Here is a 22,462-nt window from a genome sequence, read left to right as displayed (position 1 = left end):
TAAGAATAACTTTGAACAAAGTAAAATAAGCGTTAAAATGATCTTTAAATACGGAATAGACAAACTCACAATTGATAAAGTATTACGCATAGCCAATGGCTCATTAAAAGCCAAAATCACTGATGAAGCTAAAGAAAAAGTGATAGCGTGTAGAAAAAAAGTGGAGACTATTGCTAATGGCAATAAAGCAGTTTATGGCATTAATACAGGTTTTGGCCCTTTATGTGATGTTCAAATTACACCCGAAGAAACTAATAAATTACAGGAAAATTTATTAATAACCCATGCCGTTGGTGTAGGAAACCCAATTGACAAACAACTATCAAAAATCATGATGGTTTGTAAAGTTCATGCATTATGCCAGGGATATTCAGGAGTGCGTTTAGAGCTCATAGAACGCATTCTTTTATTTATTGAAAACGATTTAATTCCTGTGGTACCAGAGCAAGGTTCTGTAGGGGCTTCTGGCGATTTAGCACCTTTATCCCACTTATTTTTACCTTTGCTTGGCGAAGGCGAATTTTGGATTGGAGATAACATTCAGCCAGCTAAAACTGTTTTGAAAGAACAAGATATAAAACCTATTGAACTCCAAGCCAAAGAAGGTCTTGGATTAATAAACGGCACACAATTTATTCTGGCCCATACTATAGCTGGCTTAAGTAAAATGGAATACCTGTTAGATTTGGCTGATGTTGCCGGAGCTATGAGTATTGAAGGCTATCAGGGTAGTTTTTCACCTTTTAAAAACGAACTCCATAAAATACGTCCGTTTAAAGGTACGATTGAAGTAGCTGAACGCATGTTTATGCTACTCTACAGGTCACAGAATGTAGTTGCCCACGAAAATTGTGAACGGGTACAAGATCCCTATTCTATGCGTTGTATCCCCCAGGTACACGGTGCATCAAGAAATGCATATTATCATTTAAAAGAATTAGCCGAAATTGAAATGAATTCGGTAACAGACAATCCTATAGTTTTAAGTGAAACAGAAGCTATTTCCGGAGGAAATTTTCATGGACAACCCTTAGCAATGGCATTAGATTATGGTTCCATAGCAGCAGCAGAATTAGGAAACATTTCAGACAGACGCTGCTATCTATTACTTGAAGGAAAGTTTGGGTTGCCTCGATTACTCACTACTGGAGGCGGTTTGAATTCCGGATTCATGATTCCTCAATATACAACAGCAGCGCTGGTAACAGAGAACAAATCTTTGTGCTTCCCTCCTTCAGCAGATAGTATTCCAACCTCTTTAGGGCAGGAAGATCATGTCTCTATGGGAAGTATTTCCGGAAGGAAATTCAATCAAATTTTAGAGAATCTGGAAAAAATACTAGCCATAGAGCTCATGTATGCAGCACAAGCTTTAGAATTTAGAAGGCCAAATACTTTTTCAGATATTATTGAAGATAATTTCAAAATCATTAGAAAACAAGTACCAAAGTTGGAAGAAGACAGAGCTTTAAAAGCCGATATAGATAAAATGATAGCATTAGTAAAAAATCAAGCGTTCAATTTAAGATAGCCATTATGACCTTTAAAGAACAAATATTACAAGGAATTCCAAACACATTACCTTCTAAAAGAGCATATCCAATAGGCGTTAATAGAGCTCCAAAAAGAAAAGACATCTTAACTATTGAAGAGAAACAACTGGCTATTAAAAATGCTTTACGCTATTTTCCTGTTGAATGGCATAAAGAATTAGCCCCTGAATTTGCATACGAACTGAAAGCATACGGAAGAATCTATATGTACAGGTTTAAACCTGAATACAAAATGTATGCAAGACCTATTTCTGATTATCCGTCAAAGTCCGTTCAGGCAGCAGCAATCATGTTAATGATTCAAAATAACCTAGACCCGGCTGTTGCTCAACACCCCGAAGAATTGATAACTTATGGCGGTAATGGTGCCGTGTTTCAAAATTGGGCTCAATACCTCTTGGTAGTACAGTATTTGGCAACCATGACCAATGAACAAACATTACATATATATTCTGGGCACCCTATGGGACTATTTCCATCCTCTAAAAATGCACCAAGAGTTGTAGTAACTAACGGCATGATGATCCCTAATTATTCAAAGCCTGATGACTGGGAGAAATTTAACGCACTTGGAGTCACACAATATGGTCAAATGACAGCAGGGTCATTCATGTATATTGGTCCACAAGGCATAGTACATGGCACTACTATAACCGTAATGAATGCCTTTAGAAAAATTTTAGAAAACCATGAAAACCCAAACGGAAAGATCTTTTTAACTGCCGGTTTAGGGGGCATGAGTGGTGCTCAACCCAAAGCAGGGAATATAGCCGGTTGCATCACAATTGCCGCAGAGGTTAATCCTAAAGCCGCAATTAAAAGGCATGAGCAAGGCTGGGTTGATGTTTTAATTGATAATATGGAAGCCCTTCTTTCCAGAGTAAAACTGGCACAAAAAAATAAGGAGGTGGTTTCTATTGCTTATATAGGTAATATTGTTGAAGTTTGGGAACATTTTGATGAGGAGGATATTTTTATTCATGTGGGATCAGATCAAACTTCACTCCATATTCCTTGGACAGGAGGCTATTACCCTGTGGGTATTTCTTATGAAGAATCTAACCGATTGATACGTGAGGAACCGGAAATATTCAAACAGAAAGTTCAGGAATCTTTACGAAGGCATGCCACAGCCATAAATAAACACACCCAAAAAGGGACTTACTTTTTTGATTACGGCAATGCCTTCCTGTTAGAGGCATCCAGAGCCGGAGCTGATATTATGGCAAAAAACGGAATTGATTTTAAGTACCCATCTTACGTTCAGGATATTTTAGGCCCTATGTGCTTTGATTACGGTTTTGGCCCATTTCGTTGGGTATGTACTTCGGGCAAGCCTGAAGACCTGGATACTACAGACGCCATTGCTGCAGAGGTTTTACAAGGTATAATGGCGCATTCTCCTAAAGATATTCAAGTGCAAATGCAAGACAATATTACATGGATTAAAGATGCTAAAAAGAATAAAATGGTTGTAGGCTCACAAGCCAGAATTTTATATGCCGATGCTGAAGGACGATCAAAAATAGCTCTGGCCTTTAATAATGCTATAGCCAAAGGTGAAATTGGCCCTGTAGTTTTAGGCAGGGATCATCATGATGTAAGCGGAACAGATTCGCCCTTTAGAGAAACCGCCAATATTTATGATGGCAGTAAGTTTACTGCAGATATGGCAATTCACAATGTTATTGGTGATAGTTTTAGAGGTGCTACCTGGGTATCTATTCACAATGGTGGTGGCGTTGGCTGGGGCGAAGTCATGAATGGTGGTTTTGGAATGGTATTAGACGGCTCCAAAGAAGCAGAAGACCGATTAAAAAACATGTTGTTTTATGATGTAAACAATGGAATAGCCAGAAGAAGCTGGGCCAGAAATGATGAAGCTATATTTGCTATTAAGCGCGAAATGGAAAGAACTCCTAATTTAAAAGTAACTTTACCCAATTTAGTCGAAGATCATATTTTAAATAATCTATTTTAATGGCAATACTATTTAAAAATATCAAAGAATTAATACAAGTAAGATCCGAGCCAATATCTTTTGTATCCGGAAAGGCAATGAGCGTTTTACCAACTATAAAAAATGCTTTTTTAGTTGTTGAAAGTGATTTGATCAAAGATTATGGACCTATGAGCTCTTGCCCTCAGGATAACTTTTCAGAGGTTATTGATGCTACCGGAAAAATGATTTTACCAGCCTGGTGTGATTCTCATACACACATTGTTTATGCGGGAAATCGGGAAGGTGAATTTGTGGACAGGATAAACGGGTTATCTTATGAAGAAATTGCAAACAGAGGCGGCGGTATTTTAAATTCGGCCAAAACGCTACAAGATACTTCTGAAACTGATCTATATGACCAGAGCAAAATTAGACTGGAAGAAATTATCAGGTTAGGAACAGGAGCCGTGGAGATAAAATCCGGGTATGGACTGACTGAAACATCTGAATTAAAAATGCTCCGGGTTATAAAACAACTTAAAGAAAATCATTCTATTGAAATTAAGGCAACTTTTTTAGGAGCACATGCACTTCCTAAAGCATATCAAGGTAATAAGGACGGTTATCTTAAAATGCTAATTGAAGATATCCTGCCTAAAATTTCCAACGAAAAATTAGCTGAATACATAGATGTGTTTTGTGAAACGGGTTATTTTTCTGTTGAAGACACTGAACTTATTATGAAAGCAGGAAAAGAACATGGATTAATTCCAAAGATTCATGTCAATCAATTTACTGCTATTGGTGGTGTTCAGGCGGGTGTGAACTATAAAGCTCTTTCAGTAGATCATTTAGAAGAAATGCGGGATGAAGACATTGAGGTTTTAAGAGGTACTAAAACTATGCCTGTAGCCTTACCGGGGTGCTCTTATTTTTTAAGTATTCCTTATACACCGGCTCGTAAAATAATTGATGCCGGATTACCTTTAGCTCTGGCAACAGATTTTAACCCCGGGTCTGCACCTTCCGGTAATATGAACTTTGTGGTTTCAACAGCTTGTGTAAAAATGAAAATGACCCCAGAAGAAGCTATTAATGCCGCAACCATAAATGGCGCATATGCTATGGGATTAGAAAATAAAGTTGGTAGTATTTCTAAAGGAAAACTGGCTAACCTAATTCTAACTAAGCCTTTGCATTCTTACGGCGTTATTCCTTATTCTTTTGGTAGTAATCAGATTGACACGGTTTTTATTAAGGGGCAAAACGTTTGCCATAAACCAATTAACAATAAATGAATTAAACCTTATTCTTAAAACAAAGTCTAACTGATTAGGTTAAGTTTTTTGGATTTTTATAAATTAATAATAAAAAAGTGACTTTTTGTTATTTATTGTGTCATATATAATAAAGGTGAAAAAAACATTAATCTTTTTGTAACATTAATTTCAAATAATACGTATAACTATTGAACGGCCTATTTTATTCACAATTAAATTACAGGAGAATATTAGATGAGACAACTTAAAATTACGAAGCAGGTAACCAATAGAGAAACCGCTTCGTTAGATAAATACTTGCAGGAAATTGGAAAGGTTGATTTAATTACTGCAGACGAAGAAGTAGAATTAGCACAACGTATTAAAGCTGGAGATCAAATAGCTTTAGAAAAATTGACAAAGGCTAACTTACGTTTCGTTGTATCGGTAGCTAAGCAATACCAAAACCAGGGTTTAACCTTACCTGATTTAATTAATGAAGGTAATTTAGGTTTGATCAAAGCGGCTCAACGTTTTGATGAAACACGTGGTTTTAAGTTCATTTCTTATGCTGTTTGGTGGATTAGACAATCCATATTACAGGCATTGGCTGAACAATCTCGTATTGTACGCTTACCTTTGAACAAAATTGGTTCTATAAATAAAATTAATAAAACATTTGCCTTTTTAGAGCAAAGTCATGAGCGCCCACCTTCTGCAGAAGAAATTGCAAAAGAGTTGGATATGACCATCAATGATGTTAAAGAATCCATGAAAAATTCAGGGCGTCATGTAAGTATGGATGCTCCTTTAGTTGAAGGGGAAGACTCTAACCTATATGATGTATTAAATAGTGGAGAATCGCCTAACCCTGATAAAGAGTTATTACACGAATCTTTGCGTACTGAGATTGAACGTGCACTTGAAACATTAACACCTCGTGAAGCAGATGTTATTCGTTTATATTTTGGTTTAGGAAACCAACACCCAATGACATTAGAAGAAATTGGAGAAACGTTCGACTTAACCCGTGAGCGTGTTAGACAGATAAAAGAAAAAGCTATTAGAAGATTAAAGCATACTTCTAGAAGTAAAATATTGAAAACATATTTAGGATAGTAATTGTATTGTATTACGACTAAATTACAGTAACAAACAGTTACACATAACTGTTCGTTTTTTGATTGATGAAAGAACCCCCGGCTGATTACCGGGGGTTTATTCTTTCTTATATAAAGACTTTTCTATATTTGCAGAAATTTAAATACATACATTCATAATATGAGCTCTAAATTAATTGCACCATCAATGCTTGCTGCAGATTTTGGTAATTTACAACGTGATACTGAAATGGTTAATAATAGTGATGCCGACTGGTTTCATATTGATGTTATGGACGGACATTTTGTTCCTAATATATCTTATGGTATGCCAGTAATTCAAGCTATTAAAAAGCACGCTACCAAACCACTTGATGTGCATTTAATGATCGAAAAACCAGAACGTTATATTGAAGATTTTGCCAAAATTGGGGCAGATATAATAACGGTGCATTATGAATCTACAGTTCATCTGCATAGAACACTTCGCCAGATCAAAGCAGCGGGGTGTAAAGCGGGGATAGTGCTTAACCTAACAACTCCCGTATCTGTATTAGAAGATATTTTACCAGAATGCTTTATGGTTTTGCTCATGTCTATAAACCCTGGTTTTGGTGGACAAAAATTTGAATACATTACCTATAATCGTGTTAAAAAACTTCGTAAAATGATAGTTGATCAGGGTTTAAAAACACATATTGAAATTGATGGAGGCGTTACTGATAAAAATATAAAAAAGCTAGCTGATGCCGGAGCTGACGTATTTGTAGCCGGAAGTCATGTTTTTAAAAGCGAGGATCAAACCTCAACTATTAAGGAATTAAAAGCACTTGCTAATTCTTAAAACTCTTTTATATAATAATTAAGTAAGTCTGTTGTAGTTACCATTCCAACCAAAGCACCATTATCAACTACTGGTAAAGCATGAAATTCACGTTCTACCAGAATTCTAGTGGCCTCCTTTACGGTTGTATTGCTACAAATGGTCACAACATCTTTAACCATAACCTGTTCAATAGAAAACATATTATAAACTACAGACTCAACGTTATGTTCTTCTTCAGATGCTGTTTCAGCAAAACTAATGCGCATTAAATCGGTGTAGCTTAACATGCCAATTATGGTTTCGCCTGAAACTACAGGCATATGTTTAATTTTATGCCTGTTAAACAATACCTCGGCTTTTTCTAAATCATCTGATCTTGTTAATGCAATAATATGCTTTGCCATTATAGCCGATACGGGAATATTTGGTCTCATGATATTGAAAATTTAGGTGAATAGAATGGTGATTTATCTGTCTGGCTAAATATGCTACTCACAGGTTATTATATTTATTAAAACTGTTTTAATAAATACTTTATAAGATCTGTGGTAGTAACAATCCCAACAAGCGTATTATTATTAACCACAGGTAATGCATGAAATTCTTTTGATGCCAATATTTCGGCAACGTCTTTAATGGAGTCCGATAATGACACAGACACTATATTTCTATTCATAACCTGGCCTATGGTAAACATATTATAAACCATAACCTCTGAAGCATCATCAAAGTCGCTTCCGGTTATATCTCCAAAACTAAGCCTTAATAAATCAGTATAGCTTAACATCCCAATAACAACATTGCCTTCAACTACCGGAATATGCCTTATACGATGTTGCTTGAATAATTGTTCTGCGGTTTCTAAATTATCGTCCTTTTGTAATGTAATAACCGGCGTAGTCATTATCATTGAAACTGGTGCTTTTCGTATCATAACATTCAGTTTTATGTTTAGTTATCACTAAAATTATTGAATTCATTTCTGAAAAATTATGATAAAAATCATACAACCTCTTAATAGCCGGAAAAATTGAAGTTTAGCATTTGCTTTGTTTTACTGTAAATTTCCGGAAAATTAACTTTAAACTCCTGAGGGGTTTCAATAAAAGTTTCCATAATAACGGCCAAAAATTCAAACTGATTGGTAAAAGCATATTTTCTAAAATAATCAGATTGTATTAATCTTTCTCTTAAATCCGGTTTACTTTGCAAAAGCTCTGTTAATTGTTTGAAAGAATCATTAAATATAGTAGAGCTTATATCCCGTTCTTTCATACTATTAAGATGAATAGCGTGAGTAAATTCATGAATTCCTAAATTCAGGTTATCATTATCAATGGCCAAGCCTGTTTTAAAATCATCCCAGCTTAATACCAAAGCCTTTAACTTAGGGTTGAACTCGCCTTTATGATGCGCTCTATTTATATTGGAATAAAATACTTCTGGATAAATAACAATTTTTGAAATTATGCCAATGTAATAATCTCTAAAACCAAATGTCAGCATTACCGCTGTAGCAGATATTAGTATTTTAACCTCATCAGTTACAGTAAAACCTCCTCTTCCAATAAAATCCTTATCCTTCATAAATGATGCTACCCGATGCTCAAAATAACCTTTGTACTTTTTATTTAACCTGTTGTAAAAGGCAAAGTTTTGTTCCAAAATACGTTTTTGAGGTTTTGATAGTTTTCTTCGAAAAAAATAAAAATGGGTATACCAGGGTTTCATAAACCTCAATACATAGCCCATCTCCAGCATTCTAATAGCAAAATGAAGAATCAAATAAAACAAGGCTGCAAAACAACACCCCAATATAATCTGACTTGCTAAGTTAGTCTCTGTAATTATAAAAAAAACAACTGCTCTCATCTCAAAAAATTACAGTGATAAATAAACGAACTTATACTTGAATTAAAAAACCTTTTCTTTACTCATTTTCTAATCATTGAACCTATCAGATTTAGGGGTATTATTATACTACTTTTCTTAAAATCAATTACAGCTACCAACAGGTTCCTTTTTATGCGCAATTAATTTTAAACAAACCGTTTTCTTTATTTAAATATTTCTTCTAATTTTCTGTCGAGCACCTCTCCGTGCAAATGCTTTGCCAAAATCCGTCCTTCTTTATCTAAAAGGTATGTAGACGGTAAATATGGTGCTGCATAGGCAGTAATCACTTTTGCCGTAAACGGTGGTTCTCCATCTCTTGGTGGAAAAACATCAGCGACCTGTATCCATTCCAGACCGTCCTCTGCAATAGCATTTTTCCATTGATCATGATCCGTATCATTGGTTACAGCTACAACTTCAAAGCCTTTATCTTTATACTGCTTATATACTTCTTTTAAATGCGGATAGGATTTTCTGCACGGCACACACCATGAGGCCCAAAAATCTACCAAAACAATTTTTTCTCCGCGTAAACTGGATAGGGTAAAATCTTCTCCTTTATCAGTTTTTAGTGTAAAGTCCGGAGCTATCTCTCCTACTGCTGTTCTTCGCAACCCTTCCAACTCATCCTTTAAAGGCTTATAAAAGCTTGACTTTTTCACCTCATCTGTAAACCCTTCAACTATCTTTTCAAACTCTTCAAAGGTTTGATCTACCTCATTGGCCTGCATGCGCATATAAAAAGCAGCAATCACTGATCCCGGATTATTTAAAGCGTAATCTTTAATATATACAGTCCTCACTTTTCTTACAGCTTCTCTGGCTTCTGAAAGCGCTTCATAGTTTTTTTTGTAGGTATCAGTGCCCTTTTCTAAAGTTTTACTGAGCTCAAAAAGTGCACTTAATTTTTTAGATTCCGGGATGTTTTTCAAATAATTTTCTATGTTCTTAAGCTCATCATTAATTGCTGAACCAACAACTTCTATATCACTAATATTTCCTCTTTCACTAGCTTTATTGACATCAACAGTAACATTAAACGTTTCATTTGCAAGTACAAGACCAAAGCTATACTTGTCATTAATTCTGAAGTATCTGTTAGTAGCTCCTTCCAGCTTCCCCTTAAAAGTAAATGCGCCGTCTTTTAATGCTATTGTATCTTTTTGGGAAACAATAGTACCATTATCCAAGCCAATAATTTTTCCCGAAACATAGAATCCATCATGCTTTGCTTCTTTTTTTTTTGATTTACAGCTTGCTATAGAAATAACAAGAAAAGCTATTACTAATGTTCTAAATATTATTTTCATTGTCTGATTATTAAATTATTATAAGCCTAATTCCAGCATTTCTTTTTTAAAGCGATCTACCATCACATCTCCTCTTTCTCCCATTTCTTTAAACATGCCAAGAGCCTCTTCATAATACGCTTTAGCTTTGTCCTTATTTCCCAATTTAGCCATTAACAGACCATAGTCTGTGACTACATACGCATTAATATACTTGGTATACGCTATGTCATTGAACTTTATACACTTTTCTAATTGTGCTTTGGTAGGTGTTCCTTTACCTTGATCTATAATTCTTCTAGCAGGCATTAAATAGTCTATGGCCCCTAATTCTTCAGGTTTTTTTAAATCCAATATGTCCTGATACTTTCCCAGATAGGTGTCATAATCTTTCTGACTGATGGCATATTCTGAATCACCAAAAGCTGTTAAAAACTCAACTGCCGGAAGCTTGCTTTCATCATTAAAGTCATAGGCGTTTTTAAGTTTGCCTGTTATATCCTTTATATATTCCTTATATTTTTCGTTATTACCGGCCGTAGCTTCATTTTGAATTCCAAAATAATTCATGTACATGAGGAATGTCCCCAGTTCCTCTTCGTTTGAAACTACGTTCTTGAAATCATCATAATGATCAATAATATATTCTGTCAATGCATGCCCTCTAAATAGTTTTTGTGAATAATACACGGATTGGCTGCTAATTAATTTGAAATCCTGAGCATTTACAAACGTCTCGGGCCTCTTATTCATATATAGTTTTAGAATTTCATCAAATAGCTGATAAGCCTTAGCTTGTTCTTTCTGATCTTCTATTAATCCCATAACATCCTGGCTGCTGTATACCAGTGCTTTTATGTTTTTTTCTGAATGGTCTCCATTATTAAACCGGTTCACTAAGGCCTGATATTCTGAGAGCAAATCTTCTCCTTGTGCTTGTCTTCCTGCTTTAATGAAAACATCTTTATCCATAGCTCCGGAAGTTTTTGAAACCAAATTCCCCGTACTATCTATAAACAAATAGGTTGGATAGCCTTCCACTTCATATTTTTTTGCCAATTCCGGTCCGTTGAATTCCGGATTTTCAGCATCCAATTTATAATTGATAAAATTGTCATTATAAAATGTTCCAACTTCTTCTAATGGAAAAATATGTTTATCCATTTGCTTACATGGCCCACACCAAGTGGTGTATACATCAATAAATACTAGTTTATTTTCCTCTCTGGCTTTGTCTAGAATATCATCTAATGCTCCTTTTTGAAAATTAATGCCCTGGCCAAACATATTAATGAACGATAACAAGACAACGGATACCACAAATGTTAATTGTTTTATACTATATTTCATAATTATTTTGTTTTAATTGATCCCTTCTTAAAAAAGGCGTTTATAACGTATTGCGAGTTTTGATTCTATTCCCTAAATATTGCCGCCAAATCACGATCCATATCTTCATCTGTACCGCCACCACCACCATAGCGCCCTATAATTACTCCATCGGGGTTTACTAGAATTTTAGTAGGAAGTGAACTGATATTATAACCATCACTTATATCTGTAGATTTATCATTAAAATCAGGTCTTCCATCTATTATTTTTATACCTCTTAACACATGGCGCCATACTCCAATTTTATCTTTAACCACAGCTTTCCTCCAAGCCTTATGATCTCTATCGTCATCTGATACTCCTAAGATCTCCAAACCTTTAGGTTTATATTCGGCATACAAACTCAATAAATGCGGATTTCCTTTTCTACACGGCACACACCATGAAGCCCAAAAATCGATGAGCAAATATTGTCCTTTAAAATCTGCTAACTTTAATGGTTCTCCATTGATATCAATTGTATTAAAATTACCGGCTATACTTCCTAAAGCCCCTTTTTTCATATTTTCCACCTCTGAAGCCAACCGCGCTCCCATACCTATTTTTAAATGTTCCGGGTTAAATTGATCCAATAATGCTTTGGCGTCATCATATTTCATTCCTCCTAATTGAAATAATAATGACTGTACGCTTACAAATGATTTTGGGTTGTCTTTAATAAACTGTAACGCAATCTCTTTTTGCCTGTCCCACATTGGCGCTAGTTTTTCTCTAGCTGCATTATCTTCATATTTGATAGCTTCCAGTTCTTCTGCGCTTGCTCCTTTGGCTGCTGCTTTTTTATACTTTTCAGCTATTGCCTCAAAATGTTCTAATTCATTTTTATAATTCGCAGCTATTTTTTCAGTCATCTCATTTAATCTATTTTGATCATCCTGAGTTTTAGACCCTGTTAATTTAGACTTTGACAAATCTTCATAATTTAAATCCAGCTCCATTATTGCAGGCTCTATAAAAAAGTTTGAAGCTATTTTACGGTTCATTTCCCTTAGGTTTGCTTCTTTACTTATATAAATAGTTCCTACGATTTCTTTTAAATCGTTTTCAATTATAAACCTCCCGTTATTTACTTTTATCGTGTCAACGGGATCCGGAAATTTCAACACATAGATTTCTCCATTTTCTACTCCTGCGACGGATCCGTTGATTCTATATTTCCCTGGTTCTAAAGAGGCTTCATTACAACTAAAAATTGTTATTGTGATTAAAAACAGTTTAAATACTTGTATTAGTTTCATTTTGATATGATTTTAATTTGGTTATTACATGTTTTCTATGGCAGCTTTTAAATTTGTAACTCGCTGGTCCTCTGCACCACCTTTAGCTGCATTCTTTTCAATGAAAGCATTAATATTTTGCAATGCCTGTTCTTTGTTATTAACTTTTTTGTATAATTCAGCTAAACAATAATATGCCGCCAAAAACTCAGTGTCTTTAGTAACTACACCTTTGGTCATTTCAATAGCCTTCTTATAAAGACCAGCATCAGCAAACGTTGAATCCACTGCAATCCTATAAGCCATATTGATATACATTGACAGGCTTATATTCTTTTCTGTTGTTTCTTCTGCCTGCTTTTTATTTATATCAAACCATTTACCATATTGTTTGTTGGCTAAATAATAGGTGTTATAATAATTGGACTCTATTGTGGCCTGTTGTGGTGATTTAAAAACCCTTTTTGTCTCTTCAATTGCAGTTTTTAATTCATTTAATGTTCCTGCAGATGCAATGTTATTAACATAAGAACTCACAGCATTACCAATAACATAATCCACACTTTGTTTTCCTATTTTCTCATTCTCAGCAAATAGGGTTTCATTCTTTAAAATATAATTGAATGGCTCACTTTTGTAGTCTACTCCTGAATATGCAATAATTGTAAAACCTTCTTCCGTATTATACTGTGCTTTGGACATAAATGGTATATAAACCCGGCCAATTTTTTTAGCTTCGTCTCTCTTATATATCTCAAATAATGCTTTTACATATGCAGAGACTGTGGCCAAATCGCGTTTACCCTCTTTATATTGCTTTTCTATATACCAAAACTGCCTGGTAGGGTCATTAGCTATTTTAGCTTCAGCAATAAAATCTTCTGTATCCAACCCTCCCACTTTGGTATGTAGCACTTTGCCATTAGCATCCATAAATAACAATGTTGGATATGCCTGTACGTTATACATTTTAGCAAGCTGTATACCTTCTCCTTTTTCCATGTCCATTTTTACAGACACAAAATTGGTATTTAAGTACTCCCCGACTTCTTTTTGTGTAAACACTTCTTTTGACATCATTTTACATGGGCCACACCATGTGGTATAAGCGTCCATAAACACCATTTTGTTTTCAGCTTTTGCTTTTGTTAAAACCTCAGCAAAAGTGCTTTGCTCAAAATTTATTCCTTGAGCATCAATAATTGAATAGGTTACCAATGCGAGTATTATGACCAGTCTTTTTTTCATATGAATAGTTATTTGATGTATAAACTTTGTTTAGTTCTCAATAAATAAGTTCTAAGAGCTATACCTATTGTGTTGTATAATACCCCCTCCATCCCTCGTTAACGAAGTGTTAAAGTTTATTGTGAATTATATTTGCTGTGTAATGACATGCAATCTCATTTAAAAGATTATTTTGAACCACATTAATTTTGGGGATTCAGCCCATCTATAGTTGTAATATTAAGTCTCACATCCCAAAAACCTTCGTTAAATAATTCAAATTCAACATACTCCTGGCCTGTATAGGCTTTTATTTTAATTGGGAATGTCACACCGGTCAGTTCATAATAGCCTCTGGTATTTATTTCTCTTTGATAATTACCGTGATGTAATACTATATTCAGGGATGGGTTATAGACATTTTGCTGATTTTTTCTAATATAAAACCTAATGGACTTTCCTGTATTCCGCACATCTTGTCTTAGTGTATATGCTGCTATATTTGGCGATTTCTCTATTTTTTTTGAAGGCGCCTCATAAACTCCTATATAGTTATCATTGTTCCAAAACCCAACTAATTCCGAACCGGAAGGTTTAGAAATAAATACTCCTTTCCCTTGTTTTTTACCTTTACTGAATGTGCCTTTAAATACATCGCCATTATTCCAGGTATAAACACCTTCTCCATGTGGGTAACCATTTTTAAATTGTCCTATATAAGTATCAACACCTTTAGCTTCTCCTTGTCCGTCTGCCTTTCCTTTTTTACAATCACCTGTATAGGCCCCAGATAGTGCTTTTAACTTTACTCTACAGTTTTGGGCACCCGTAAGGTTTACCCCAAAAAATACCAGAAACAAAAAGATATATATCTTCATTCTTAAAAATAATTAGGCTTATTGACGTGAAAGAAAAGCCCTGACCTTTTAAAAGGTCAGGGTTTAACATTTTAATTGTATCCCGGGTTTTGTTCTATAACATTACCTCCTGCTTCAATAGTTTGCAAATCTATAGGCAAAATATATTTATCCGGATTTGTAGCAGATTCCTTTATTGTAGTAACATCAAAACCATCTACAAAGTGATATCGTACCAGATCAAACCATTCTTCACCAGATTCTCCACTGATTTCAACCATTTTTTCAATACGAACAGCATCCAAAAACTGAGCTAATGAGATGGTAGCCGGGTAGGTCTCAAAGCCATCGCCTCCTGTAGTTGTTGCTCCAGCTCTTAACCTTACCATATTCAGGGCTCCTAAGGCATCTGAAGTTACACTGTTATTTGCACGGGCATTGGCTTCAGCAAAGATTAAGTAAATCTCTGCCATTCTTAAATGATATATTCTGGGATAGGGGCGTCCGAATTTAAAATTGGTAAAACCAAACATAGACGACACCCTATCTCCGTCGTAACTGATCAATTGCCCGTTAACATCTGTCACTCCTGAAGCAATCAGACCGGTAAATGTAGGTGATGGTGCTGCAAAGAAACCTCCCCAGAAATTTTCTATACCTATAAATACACCCGGCCCTCCACCGGTTATAAAAACATACTCTGTAGAATTAAATGTAGCATCGGTGGTATTATCAAAAATCTCAGCATATGTTGGAGCCAAAGCAAAGTTAGAACCTGAATTATCAATGACATCTTTGGCTAAAGTTGCTGCCTGGGTATAATCTCCTTTGTATAAAAGCACCTTAGCTTTTAATGCCTTGGCATAAACTTTACTCATATCCAGTTTGGAAATAAAATCCGGAGCATTAGTTATGGCTTCGTCCAGGTCTTCTAAAATAATGTCATACGTTTCCGTTACCGAATTTCTAGGAAATGCTTCATTACTTAAAGCTGGTGTTGTTCTGACATCTATTCCGTACATAGAGTTACTATCATAAAACTGCCCCCATAAACGCAACAAGTAAAAATTAGCAGTAGCTCTCATGGCTTTTGTTTCTGCTAAAATTTCGGCATGTCTGTCAGGGTCACTAAATTCTGAACTGTCTAAATCGTTCATCCCCTGTATTAGCCAATTACACCTGTTAACCAAATCATACATACGTGTATATGCACCTAAGTTGCTTCTGGAACCTTGTGGAATCGGGTTATTAGTAACATACCCCTGTAACTCTACATCATTCGGATTATTATTTGTTCCTACACCACTTAATATTGACGGTAGTATAAATAATTCGGGGAGTCCTGATGCTGTGCTTCGCTGTTTAAAACCTGAATACACACCTACCAATGCTAGTTCTGCAGAATTAGCATCAGAAATGGCATCAAATGCATTTAGCGTGTATAAGTTTTCATAATCATCAATATCCTTGGTTAGCTGGCATGATGTAAAACTGGCTACCATTAAAAAAATCAAGTACTTATATATAAATTTTATGTTTTTCATTTTTCTTCTTTTTTTATTAGAAACTTAAATCAACACCAAACGTAAATGTTCTGATTTGCGGATAAGAAAGTCCGCTATCACTTACCAAACCTGTAGTTCCTCCTCCGGGATTTATAGCAGGTACATTTTCAGGATCTTGTCCCGGGTAATTTGTAATGGTAAATAAATTATTACCGCTAATTGAAATTCTGGCCCTGTTCAAGCCTATTTTACTGATCAGGTCATTAGGCAGGTTATATCCTAATGATGCTGAACGCAATCTGATATAGGAGCCATCTCCAACGGATTTGGATGTGGCCACTCTTCCAAAATCGGGACTATGGGTTCCTGAGCCTAAACGTGCATAAGTTGCATCAGGGTTTTCCGGTGTCCATGTCTCTAAAATAAGATCCAACTGGTTTTCATAGGCTCTTGGAAATCCTAATCTGGCTATTGGAGAGAATTGTTTTTCGCTTCCCTCCACAAATTGAAAGTTAAGCCCTAAGCTAAAGTTCTTATATGTTAAAGTATTATTCCACCCACCGTAGAAATCCGGGCTAATGTCTCCCAAGTTTGTTAAATCATCTGAAGTGATCTCTCCGTCCGGAACGCCGCCCGGACCACTAATATCCTTAAAAATATAATCTCCCGGTTGCAGAGCCACTTCACTAAAATACATACCACTTGGTGCATTGGCATTCAAATCATCAATTTCCTGCTGCGTTTGTGCTATTCTGTCTACTTCATAACCTCTAATATACCCTATAGGTTCTCCCTCTGCTATTCCAAAACTCCTTAAGAGAGATCCGCCATTTAAAGCATCTACATTATTTTTTATAAATGATATGTTGAAAGCAGAATTCCATGAAAAATCCTCAGAGCGAATTATATCTGCATTTAAGGCTATTTCCCAGCCTTTATTAGACACATCTGCAATGTTTGCACTCCACTCAGAATCTCCGGTTTCTGCAGGAATTGGAACCAGTAAAATTAAACCACTTGTGTTCTTTTCAAAATAAACCAATTCTCCGTTTAAACGGCCATTAAACAGTCCAAACTCTAAACCTAAATCCAGTTGATCTGTAGACTCCCATTTAATACCCTGATTTGGAACATCCGGTACAGCAATGCCGTTAACTCCATTATAAAATGAATCTCCATTACCTAAAGAGATATATTTTGGTTCAAAACTGAAAGCCGGTAAATTATCTACACCTGTACGCCCTAAACTGGCCCTTAACTTAAGATTACTGACTATATTATTTTCTTTAAAAAACCCTTCGTTATGCACATTCCAGGCAAATCCAGCAGATGGGAAGAACCCTCTTCTGTTTTCCGGACCAAATTTAACAGACGCGTCTACTCTCCCGGTAAATGTAAACAAGTATCTATCTTTAAAATTATAGTTAATACGCCCAAATAGTGAATTCAATCCAAATTCTGTGGCATCACTTGAAAATTCAGAAACGCGGTTTGCCGATTGAATATTAGTGAGTATTTCGTCATCAGGAAATCCGTTATAAGTTTGCCCTTCTAAATTAATAAAGTTTCTATCCCAGGATATTCCGCCAACAGCATCTATCTTATGATTCTCAAATATAGTAGCATTATAATTTAAGGTATTATTAAAACTTGTGGTTATACTCTCAGTGGTTTGCACCTGTAAACTGGCCCCTCCTTGCCCAAAAAATTCATTGAACAGGGCTCGTGAAGTGAAAGACGGTACAAACACAGTGCTTTTATCATTAGACACCCCTATATTAAGCTGTGATCTAAACTTTAAGTCTTTTAGTAATTTTAGCTCTCCGTAAACTGATCCAAATAGATTTTGCGCAAGGGCTTTATTTTTTATTTTAGCTTCATTTCCCAGAGGATTTATTCGGTTTAATTCAAAAGCACCTATACTCTCTGTATAATTACCGTTTTCATCAAAAATGCCAAGGTCTGGTCTGTAATTTGCATCGGCTAAACTACCTATGCCTGATTGCTTGTTTACTGAATAGTTGTAATTGACTGAAGCTCCAACTTTGAGGTTATCTTTTAGTTGAGAGTCCAAATTGGTTTGAAAATTATACCTGGTAAATTTATTTCCAATTAATATCCCTTCTTGTTCATTAACGGTTGCAGAAACCAAATAGTTTGTGCTACTACTACCACCGGACACACTAAAATTATATTGATTCCAAATGGCATTTCTATTCAAGATTTCGCTTTGCCAATCAGTATCGGCTTCACCAAAATAGTTATCAGGGTCATTTACAATTTGATACTCATTGGGGTGAAAAACCGGCCATAGGAACTCCGGGAAAAATGAATTAGCCAACACCTCCGGTGCCCAACCTTCAGCAAAGGTCCTATATTGCTCTGCATTGAGGTAGTTGAGTTTATCTGTTGGGTTTTGTATGGTTGTATTATAAGAAAAATTAAATTGCGGTGCCTGATTTCTTTTTCCTCTTTTGGTCGTAATTAAAATGACACCATTGGCTGCACGAGACCCATAGATGGCTGCTGATGATGCATCTTTAAGTACATCTACACGTTCAATATCATCAGGGTTAATAGACAGCAATGGGTTTTCTCTATCTCCAAACACAGAGATCCCCAGGCCATCCTCACTAAAACTTGGGTTAAGCATAATAGGAATTCCATCAACTACATAAAGCGGTTGGTTATCACCTGTTAATTGACTAAGGCCACGTATATGTACTATATTACCTGAGCCCGGGGCACCGCCACCGGAATTAACATGAACACCTGAAATCCTTCCCACCAGGGCCTGATCTATAGTCTGCGATTTTATTTGTTGGATATCTTCAGATCTTACAGATCCCACTGAGCCTGTAAGGTCTTTTTTAACTGTAGTTCCATAACCTACAACAATCACTTCATCCAATGCACTGGCTCTTTCTTTTAAACTAACATTGTAAATCGTTTTATCTGCCGTAATTTGCTCGGTATGAAACTCATACCCCAAGCCCGAAGCAACCAAGTAATAACCAACTTCTGCTAACAATGTGAATTTACCATCAAAATCGGTGGCTGTTCCCCGTACCAGAAAATCTTGATTTATACGTTCTCCCGATGGTTTTTGATTTGTAACATAAACTGTCATACCTGGTAAAGGCACACCGTTTTCATCAACAACCTGACCTGATATATTTGTTTCCTGTAAAACAACAGGAACAGAGGCTTTTATAACAATTGTATTTTTAGTTGTAAAATTGAAATTAAAGTCGCCTTTTGAAAGACTTTCCCTAAGCAAGTCATTTGCTTTTATAGTGCCTCTTTTCACAAATACTTTAGGGAAATCTTTAAACAAATCTGATTTATAGATAAATCTATAATCTGTTTGCATCTTAATGATCTCAAAAACCTCATCTACTGTAATAACTTTATCTTCAGTAATCTTAATTTTAGCATTTTGAGATAGAATATTCTCAGAAGTTAAACCGAAAACCGTTGTGCACAATAAGAATATAAAAGTTCTCATAATGATTTGTAGTAGTTTTTTTCTAAAAAAGAAAAGAACATTTCTTAATTTAATTTCCATAAATTTGTTGAGTTAATTAGTTAAACATTTAATTGATTAATACTTATAGAGGGAAGCGAAGATTTGTGTTGTGAGAAATTCGGATCTCGCTCCCTTTTATTTTATCTAAAAATAATGGCCTTATTATTTATTTCATAGGATATCTTATTTGTGTTATAAATAGTAAATAGTATCTCTTCTATAGTCTGTTCTTTACCCAATACTCCTGTAAATTTTTCATTTTCAACATCTTTGTTTATAAAGATAACATCTGCATCATACCATCTGGACAACACCTTCATTATTCTTTTTAATGACATATCTTTAAAACTAAATACTCCATTTTTCCAGGCTACTACACTATATAAATCAGTAACTGCTTCTACATGCATTTCATTATTGTCTATATTAACAATACTTTGCTGGTTTGGAGTTAATACCTCCATGTGCTCTGCATTATTTACAGCAACTTTACCTTCAATAAGGGTGGTATAAACAAAGTCTTCATCTTTATAGGCTTTAATATTGAACTCTGTACCTAAAACCTCTATTTCCTGAGTATTATTTAAAACTCTAAATTTTGCCCCTTTGTGCTCCTTACTTGATGATACATCAAAATAGGCTTCTCCATACACAAGTTCTACAGTCCGGGTTTCTCCTTCAATAAAATTGACAGGGTATTTTAACTGGGTTTCTGAATTCAACCATACATCTGTTCCGTCTGATAGTTTTATGTGGTATTGCCCGCCTCTTGGAATGGTTAAATAATTATATGTGATTTCCGGGTCAGATTCATTTAAAGGCTTATAAACTATGTTTTCCCCATTACTCTCTAAATTAGCTCCTATATAGTTTTGTCCTTTTTCTAAGATGACTGCCGTACCATCTGCAAGCGTTAAAGTTGCTTTATCCGTCCCTGCTTTAATATTATTATTAACTATTACAGGTTGGTCTTCAGGGCTTATAATTAATCTATTAGTCTTATTAAAAAGAAAATTAAATGCGACAAAAAGAATTAAAGATGCTGCAACTGCATATTTAAATATATTCCGTTTATACAATGGCACAACTTTAACGTCTTCTTCCTGAAGTACTTCTAGGATATTAATAAGCATTCGGTTTTTTATGGTGTCTTCCGGTCCTAAATCTTCCACCCATTCATGACTTTGCTGAAAACTCTCGTAATAATTCACGAGTAATTTTACCTCTTCCAAAGTGGTCTCTCCATCAAGATATTTTTCAATCAGTTGCTGAAAATCCTGTTTATTTACATCATTATGATCCATACTCTTATTGTCTAAGTTCTTAGAGTTATATATATAGTGTCATTAAATGCAACTACCCCCCAAATAAAAATTGAAAAAACTGTTTTTTTAATAAAATCTAAATTTTATAACAAAAGCAATTATTAATGCCGGCACCCATAAGGTGAAAAATAACAGCTTTAAGTTGTAACCTAATTTAGGTTACTTATATAGCTTATGATCTCCAAGCTTAAAATATTACCTAGTGAAGTTCTTAACAATCTAAGGGCATTAGTAATATGGTTTTCAACTGTCTTTGTAGATATATTAAGTTGTTCTGCAATTTCCTTATGGCTTAACTGCTCATCTCTGCTTAATTTATAGACTTTTTTGCATTTAGACGGAAGCATTTCTACAGCATACTCTATTTGTTCAACCAGCTCTTTATGCATCATTTTAGTTTCTGGTGTGGCATATTGAAATCGTTTATTTAAGTTTTCAAATAATTCAACACGAACTATGCTCTTCTTTCTAAACTCTCCAAAAACCTTATATCTCACACAGGCATACAAGTAACTTTTCAAAGAAATTCTAATCTTTAAGTCCTCTCGTTTTTTCCATAAGTCAATAAAAATATCCTGGATTATCTCTTCACACAGCTCTTTATCTTTCAGCAAATTATAAGAAGATATAAAAAGAGGTTTCCAATACCTATCGTACAGATGGGTTAGAGCTTTTTTATCGCCCGATTTAAGGCGCTGAATTATTTCATCATCAGGAATAGCCATAAAGTTCCTCGCAAAATACTATTATTAATTACAAATAAAAATAAATATATTGGTATAACTACATTATACCGCATAATTAAAGTGAGATGTTTTTAAACCCATTTGATATCAAAAACTACCCCCCAACCGATAACAAGCTTTAATCAATTTATGGTATTGATTTTAATTTCAATTATATTTGAAACTATTCTGATTTTAAAATAAACTATGCAAAATTTACTTCAAGAGATAAGCCATCGATGCTTTTTAAATCCCGAACTACAACAAAGCATTGTTAATAGTTTTAAACTCAAAGAAGTCACCAAAGGCACAAAGCTTTTAACTCAGGGTAATAAAGCTAACAGTTTATATTTCATTAAAAAAGGGATTTTGCATAATTACTATTATCATGATGGCAAACAAATATCCTCATGGTTTTATGCCGAAAACCAATTTGTTACTTCGTGGCATAGTTTCTATATTCAAAAACAAAGTTTTGAATCTATAGAATGTTTAGATGATTGTATCCTTTATGAAATCAGCTATCAAAGCTATCAAAAACTTATAGCCGATTTTGCCGCTTTTGGAAATTTTGCACGATTATTAGCTGAGGAGATGCTTATTTTTCTTGATGAATTTTCCAAAGGTTGGTCATTCCTTACCGCCAAGGAAAAATATCAATTATTACTATCATATTTCCCTGGTATAGAATTGCGGGTAAAACTAGGCTATATTGCTTCTTTTCTTGGTATTTCACAAGAAACTTTGAGTAGGTTACGTGCTGAAAGCTGACTTTTTGATGTAGATCAAAAAAATACTCAACCGGTCATCAGATATTTGC

The 22,462-nt window shown here is 34.9% G+C and carries 18 protein-coding genes; 6 read left to right on the top strand and 12 right to left on the bottom strand.

Going from position 1 to position 22,462, the window contains the following annotated elements:
* Positions 1 to 37 precede the first annotated feature (37 nt).
* The 5 genes from hutH to rpe all read left to right on the top strand — a co-directional run bounded on the left by hutH (position 38) and on the right by rpe (position 6,698).
* The gene (hutH, locus tag VOI54_RS08770) at positions 38 to 1,531 is read left to right on the top strand and encodes a histidine ammonia-lyase (protein WP_326282359.1); all 1,494 of its coding nucleotides are present in this window, start codon (positions 38 to 40) and stop codon (positions 1,529 to 1,531) included.
* Positions 1,532 to 1,536: 5 nt separating this feature from the next.
* Complete coding sequence (gene hutU, locus VOI54_RS08765) at positions 1,537 to 3,534, top strand: urocanate hydratase (RefSeq protein WP_326282358.1); 1,998 nt, start codon at positions 1,537 to 1,539, stop codon at positions 3,532 to 3,534.
* A complete protein-coding gene (gene hutI / locus VOI54_RS08760) occupies positions 3,534 to 4,793 on the top strand; it encodes an imidazolonepropionase (protein ID WP_326282356.1) in 1,260 nt (419 codons plus the stop codon). Before hutU ends, hutI begins: the two co-directional genes overlap by 1 nt.
* Positions 4,794 to 5,009: 216 nt before the next feature.
* Positions 5,010 to 5,873, top strand: a complete 864-nt coding sequence (locus VOI54_RS08755) for a sigma-70 family RNA polymerase sigma factor (protein WP_019387909.1) — start codon at positions 5,010 to 5,012, stop codon at positions 5,871 to 5,873.
* A 162-nt stretch (positions 5,874 to 6,035) separates the two neighbouring features.
* A complete protein-coding gene (gene rpe, locus VOI54_RS08750; RefSeq protein WP_326282354.1) occupies positions 6,036 to 6,698 on the top strand; it encodes a ribulose-phosphate 3-epimerase in 663 nt (220 codons plus the stop codon).
* On the opposite strand, the gene VOI54_RS08745 is transcribed toward rpe, so the two are convergent.
* The 12 genes from VOI54_RS08745 to VOI54_RS08690 all read right to left on the bottom strand — a co-directional run bounded on the left by VOI54_RS08745 (position 6,695) and on the right by VOI54_RS08690 (position 21,642).
* A complete protein-coding gene (locus tag VOI54_RS08745; protein WP_326282353.1) occupies positions 6,695 to 7,114 on the bottom strand; it encodes a CBS domain-containing protein in 420 nt (139 codons plus the stop codon). The two genes, rpe and VOI54_RS08745, sit on opposite strands and share 4 nt — an antisense overlap.
* Positions 7,115 to 7,191: 77 nt before the next feature.
* Positions 7,192 to 7,614, bottom strand: coding sequence for a CBS domain-containing protein (locus VOI54_RS08740; protein WP_326282352.1), 423 nt, complete (start codon positions 7,612 to 7,614; stop codon positions 7,192 to 7,194).
* A gap of 80 nt (positions 7,615 to 7,694) precedes the next feature.
* The gene (locus tag VOI54_RS08735) at positions 7,695 to 8,552 is read right to left on the bottom strand and encodes a zinc-dependent peptidase (RefSeq protein WP_326282351.1); all 858 of its coding nucleotides are present in this window, start codon (positions 8,550 to 8,552) and stop codon (positions 7,695 to 7,697) included.
* Between the two features lie 185 nt (positions 8,553 to 8,737).
* Entirely contained in the window at positions 8,738 to 9,886 is a 1,149-nt protein-coding gene (locus tag VOI54_RS08730) for a redoxin domain-containing protein (protein ID WP_326282350.1), read from the bottom strand.
* An 18-nt stretch (positions 9,887 to 9,904) separates the two neighbouring features.
* Positions 9,905 to 11,215, bottom strand: coding sequence for a thioredoxin family protein (locus VOI54_RS08725; protein WP_326282349.1), 1,311 nt, complete (start codon positions 11,213 to 11,215; stop codon positions 9,905 to 9,907).
* Positions 11,216 to 11,280: 65 nt separating this feature from the next.
* A complete protein-coding gene (locus tag VOI54_RS08720) occupies positions 11,281 to 12,495 on the bottom strand; it encodes a TlpA disulfide reductase family protein (RefSeq protein WP_326282348.1) in 1,215 nt (404 codons plus the stop codon).
* Positions 12,496 to 12,519: 24 nt separating this feature from the next.
* Positions 12,520 to 13,722, bottom strand: a complete 1,203-nt coding sequence (locus tag VOI54_RS08715; RefSeq protein WP_326282347.1) for a thioredoxin family protein — start codon at positions 13,720 to 13,722, stop codon at positions 12,520 to 12,522.
* 182 nt (positions 13,723 to 13,904) lie between these two features.
* Positions 13,905 to 14,579: an MORN repeat-containing protein gene (locus tag VOI54_RS08710; protein WP_326282345.1), complete on the bottom strand. Its 675-nt coding sequence runs from the start codon at positions 14,577 to 14,579 to the stop codon at positions 13,905 to 13,907.
* 71 nt (positions 14,580 to 14,650) lie between these two features.
* The gene (locus VOI54_RS08705; RefSeq protein ID WP_326282344.1) at positions 14,651 to 16,102 is read right to left on the bottom strand and encodes a RagB/SusD family nutrient uptake outer membrane protein; all 1,452 of its coding nucleotides are present in this window, start codon (positions 16,100 to 16,102) and stop codon (positions 14,651 to 14,653) included.
* Between the two features lie 16 nt (positions 16,103 to 16,118).
* Positions 16,119 to 19,571: a SusC/RagA family TonB-linked outer membrane protein gene (locus VOI54_RS08700; RefSeq protein ID WP_326282343.1), complete on the bottom strand. Its 3,453-nt coding sequence runs from the start codon at positions 19,569 to 19,571 to the stop codon at positions 16,119 to 16,121.
* Positions 19,572 to 19,732: 161 nt separating this feature from the next.
* Positions 19,733 to 20,896, bottom strand: a complete 1,164-nt coding sequence (locus tag VOI54_RS08695) for a FecR family protein (protein WP_326282342.1) — start codon at positions 20,894 to 20,896, stop codon at positions 19,733 to 19,735.
* Positions 20,897 to 21,066: 170 nt separating this feature from the next.
* On the bottom strand, positions 21,067 to 21,642 hold the full coding sequence (locus tag VOI54_RS08690) for an RNA polymerase sigma-70 factor (RefSeq protein ID WP_326282341.1): 576 nt from the start codon (positions 21,640 to 21,642) through the stop codon (positions 21,067 to 21,069).
* A 207-nt stretch (positions 21,643 to 21,849) separates the two neighbouring features.
* On the opposite strand from VOI54_RS08690, the gene VOI54_RS08685 reads away from it, so the two are divergent.
* On the top strand, positions 21,850 to 22,413 hold the full coding sequence (locus tag VOI54_RS08685) for a Crp/Fnr family transcriptional regulator (protein ID WP_326282340.1): 564 nt from the start codon (positions 21,850 to 21,852) through the stop codon (positions 22,411 to 22,413).
* Positions 22,414 to 22,462 lie beyond the last annotated feature (49 nt).

The organism is Alterotamlana spongicola (assembly GCF_035818475.1).
Taxonomy (GTDB): domain Bacteria; phylum Bacteroidota; class Bacteroidia; order Flavobacteriales; family Flavobacteriaceae; genus Cognatitamlana.
Note: the sequence above shows the minus strand (reverse complement) of the source record. Positions and strands in the feature narration are given on the sequence as shown.

Coding starts and splice junctions, on each gene's coding strand:
- hutH (WP_326282359.1), top strand. CDS start 38: ATGATCTTTAAATACGGAATAGACAAACTCACAATTGATAAAGTATTA.
- hutU (WP_326282358.1), top strand. CDS start 1,537: ATGACCTTTAAAGAACAAATATTACAAGGAATTCCAAACACATTACCT.
- hutI (WP_326282356.1), top strand. CDS start 3,534: ATGGCAATACTATTTAAAAATATCAAAGAATTAATACAAGTAAGATCC.
- VOI54_RS08755 (WP_019387909.1), top strand. CDS start 5,010: ATGAGACAACTTAAAATTACGAAGCAGGTAACCAATAGAGAAACCGCT.
- rpe (WP_326282354.1), top strand. CDS start 6,036: ATGAGCTCTAAATTAATTGCACCATCAATGCTTGCTGCAGATTTTGGT.
- VOI54_RS08745 (WP_326282353.1), bottom strand. CDS start 7,114: ATGAGACCAAATATTCCCGTATCGGCTATAATGGCAAAGCATATTATT.
- VOI54_RS08740 (WP_326282352.1), bottom strand. CDS start 7,614: ATGATACGAAAAGCACCAGTTTCAATGATAATGACTACGCCGGTTATT.
- VOI54_RS08735 (WP_326282351.1), bottom strand. CDS start 8,552: ATGAGAGCAGTTGTTTTTTTTATAATTACAGAGACTAACTTAGCAAGT.
- VOI54_RS08730 (WP_326282350.1), bottom strand. CDS start 9,886: ATGAAAATAATATTTAGAACATTAGTAATAGCTTTTCTTGTTATTTCT.
- VOI54_RS08725 (WP_326282349.1), bottom strand. CDS start 11,215: ATGAAATATAGTATAAAACAATTAACATTTGTGGTATCCGTTGTCTTG.
- VOI54_RS08720 (WP_326282348.1), bottom strand. CDS start 12,495: ATGAAACTAATACAAGTATTTAAACTGTTTTTAATCACAATAACAATT.
- VOI54_RS08715 (WP_326282347.1), bottom strand. CDS start 13,722: ATGAAAAAAAGACTGGTCATAATACTCGCATTGGTAACCTATTCAATT.
- VOI54_RS08710 (WP_326282345.1), bottom strand. CDS start 14,579: ATGAAGATATATATCTTTTTGTTTCTGGTATTTTTTGGGGTAAACCTT.
- VOI54_RS08705 (WP_326282344.1), bottom strand. CDS start 16,102: ATGAAAAACATAAAATTTATATATAAGTACTTGATTTTTTTAATGGTA.
- VOI54_RS08700 (WP_326282343.1), bottom strand. CDS start 19,571: ATGAGAACTTTTATATTCTTATTGTGCACAACGGTTTTCGGTTTAACT.
- VOI54_RS08695 (WP_326282342.1), bottom strand. CDS start 20,896: ATGGATCATAATGATGTAAATAAACAGGATTTTCAGCAACTGATTGAA.
- VOI54_RS08690 (WP_326282341.1), bottom strand. CDS start 21,642: ATGGCTATTCCTGATGATGAAATAATTCAGCGCCTTAAATCGGGCGAT.
- VOI54_RS08685 (WP_326282340.1), top strand. CDS start 21,850: ATGCAAAATTTACTTCAAGAGATAAGCCATCGATGCTTTTTAAATCCC.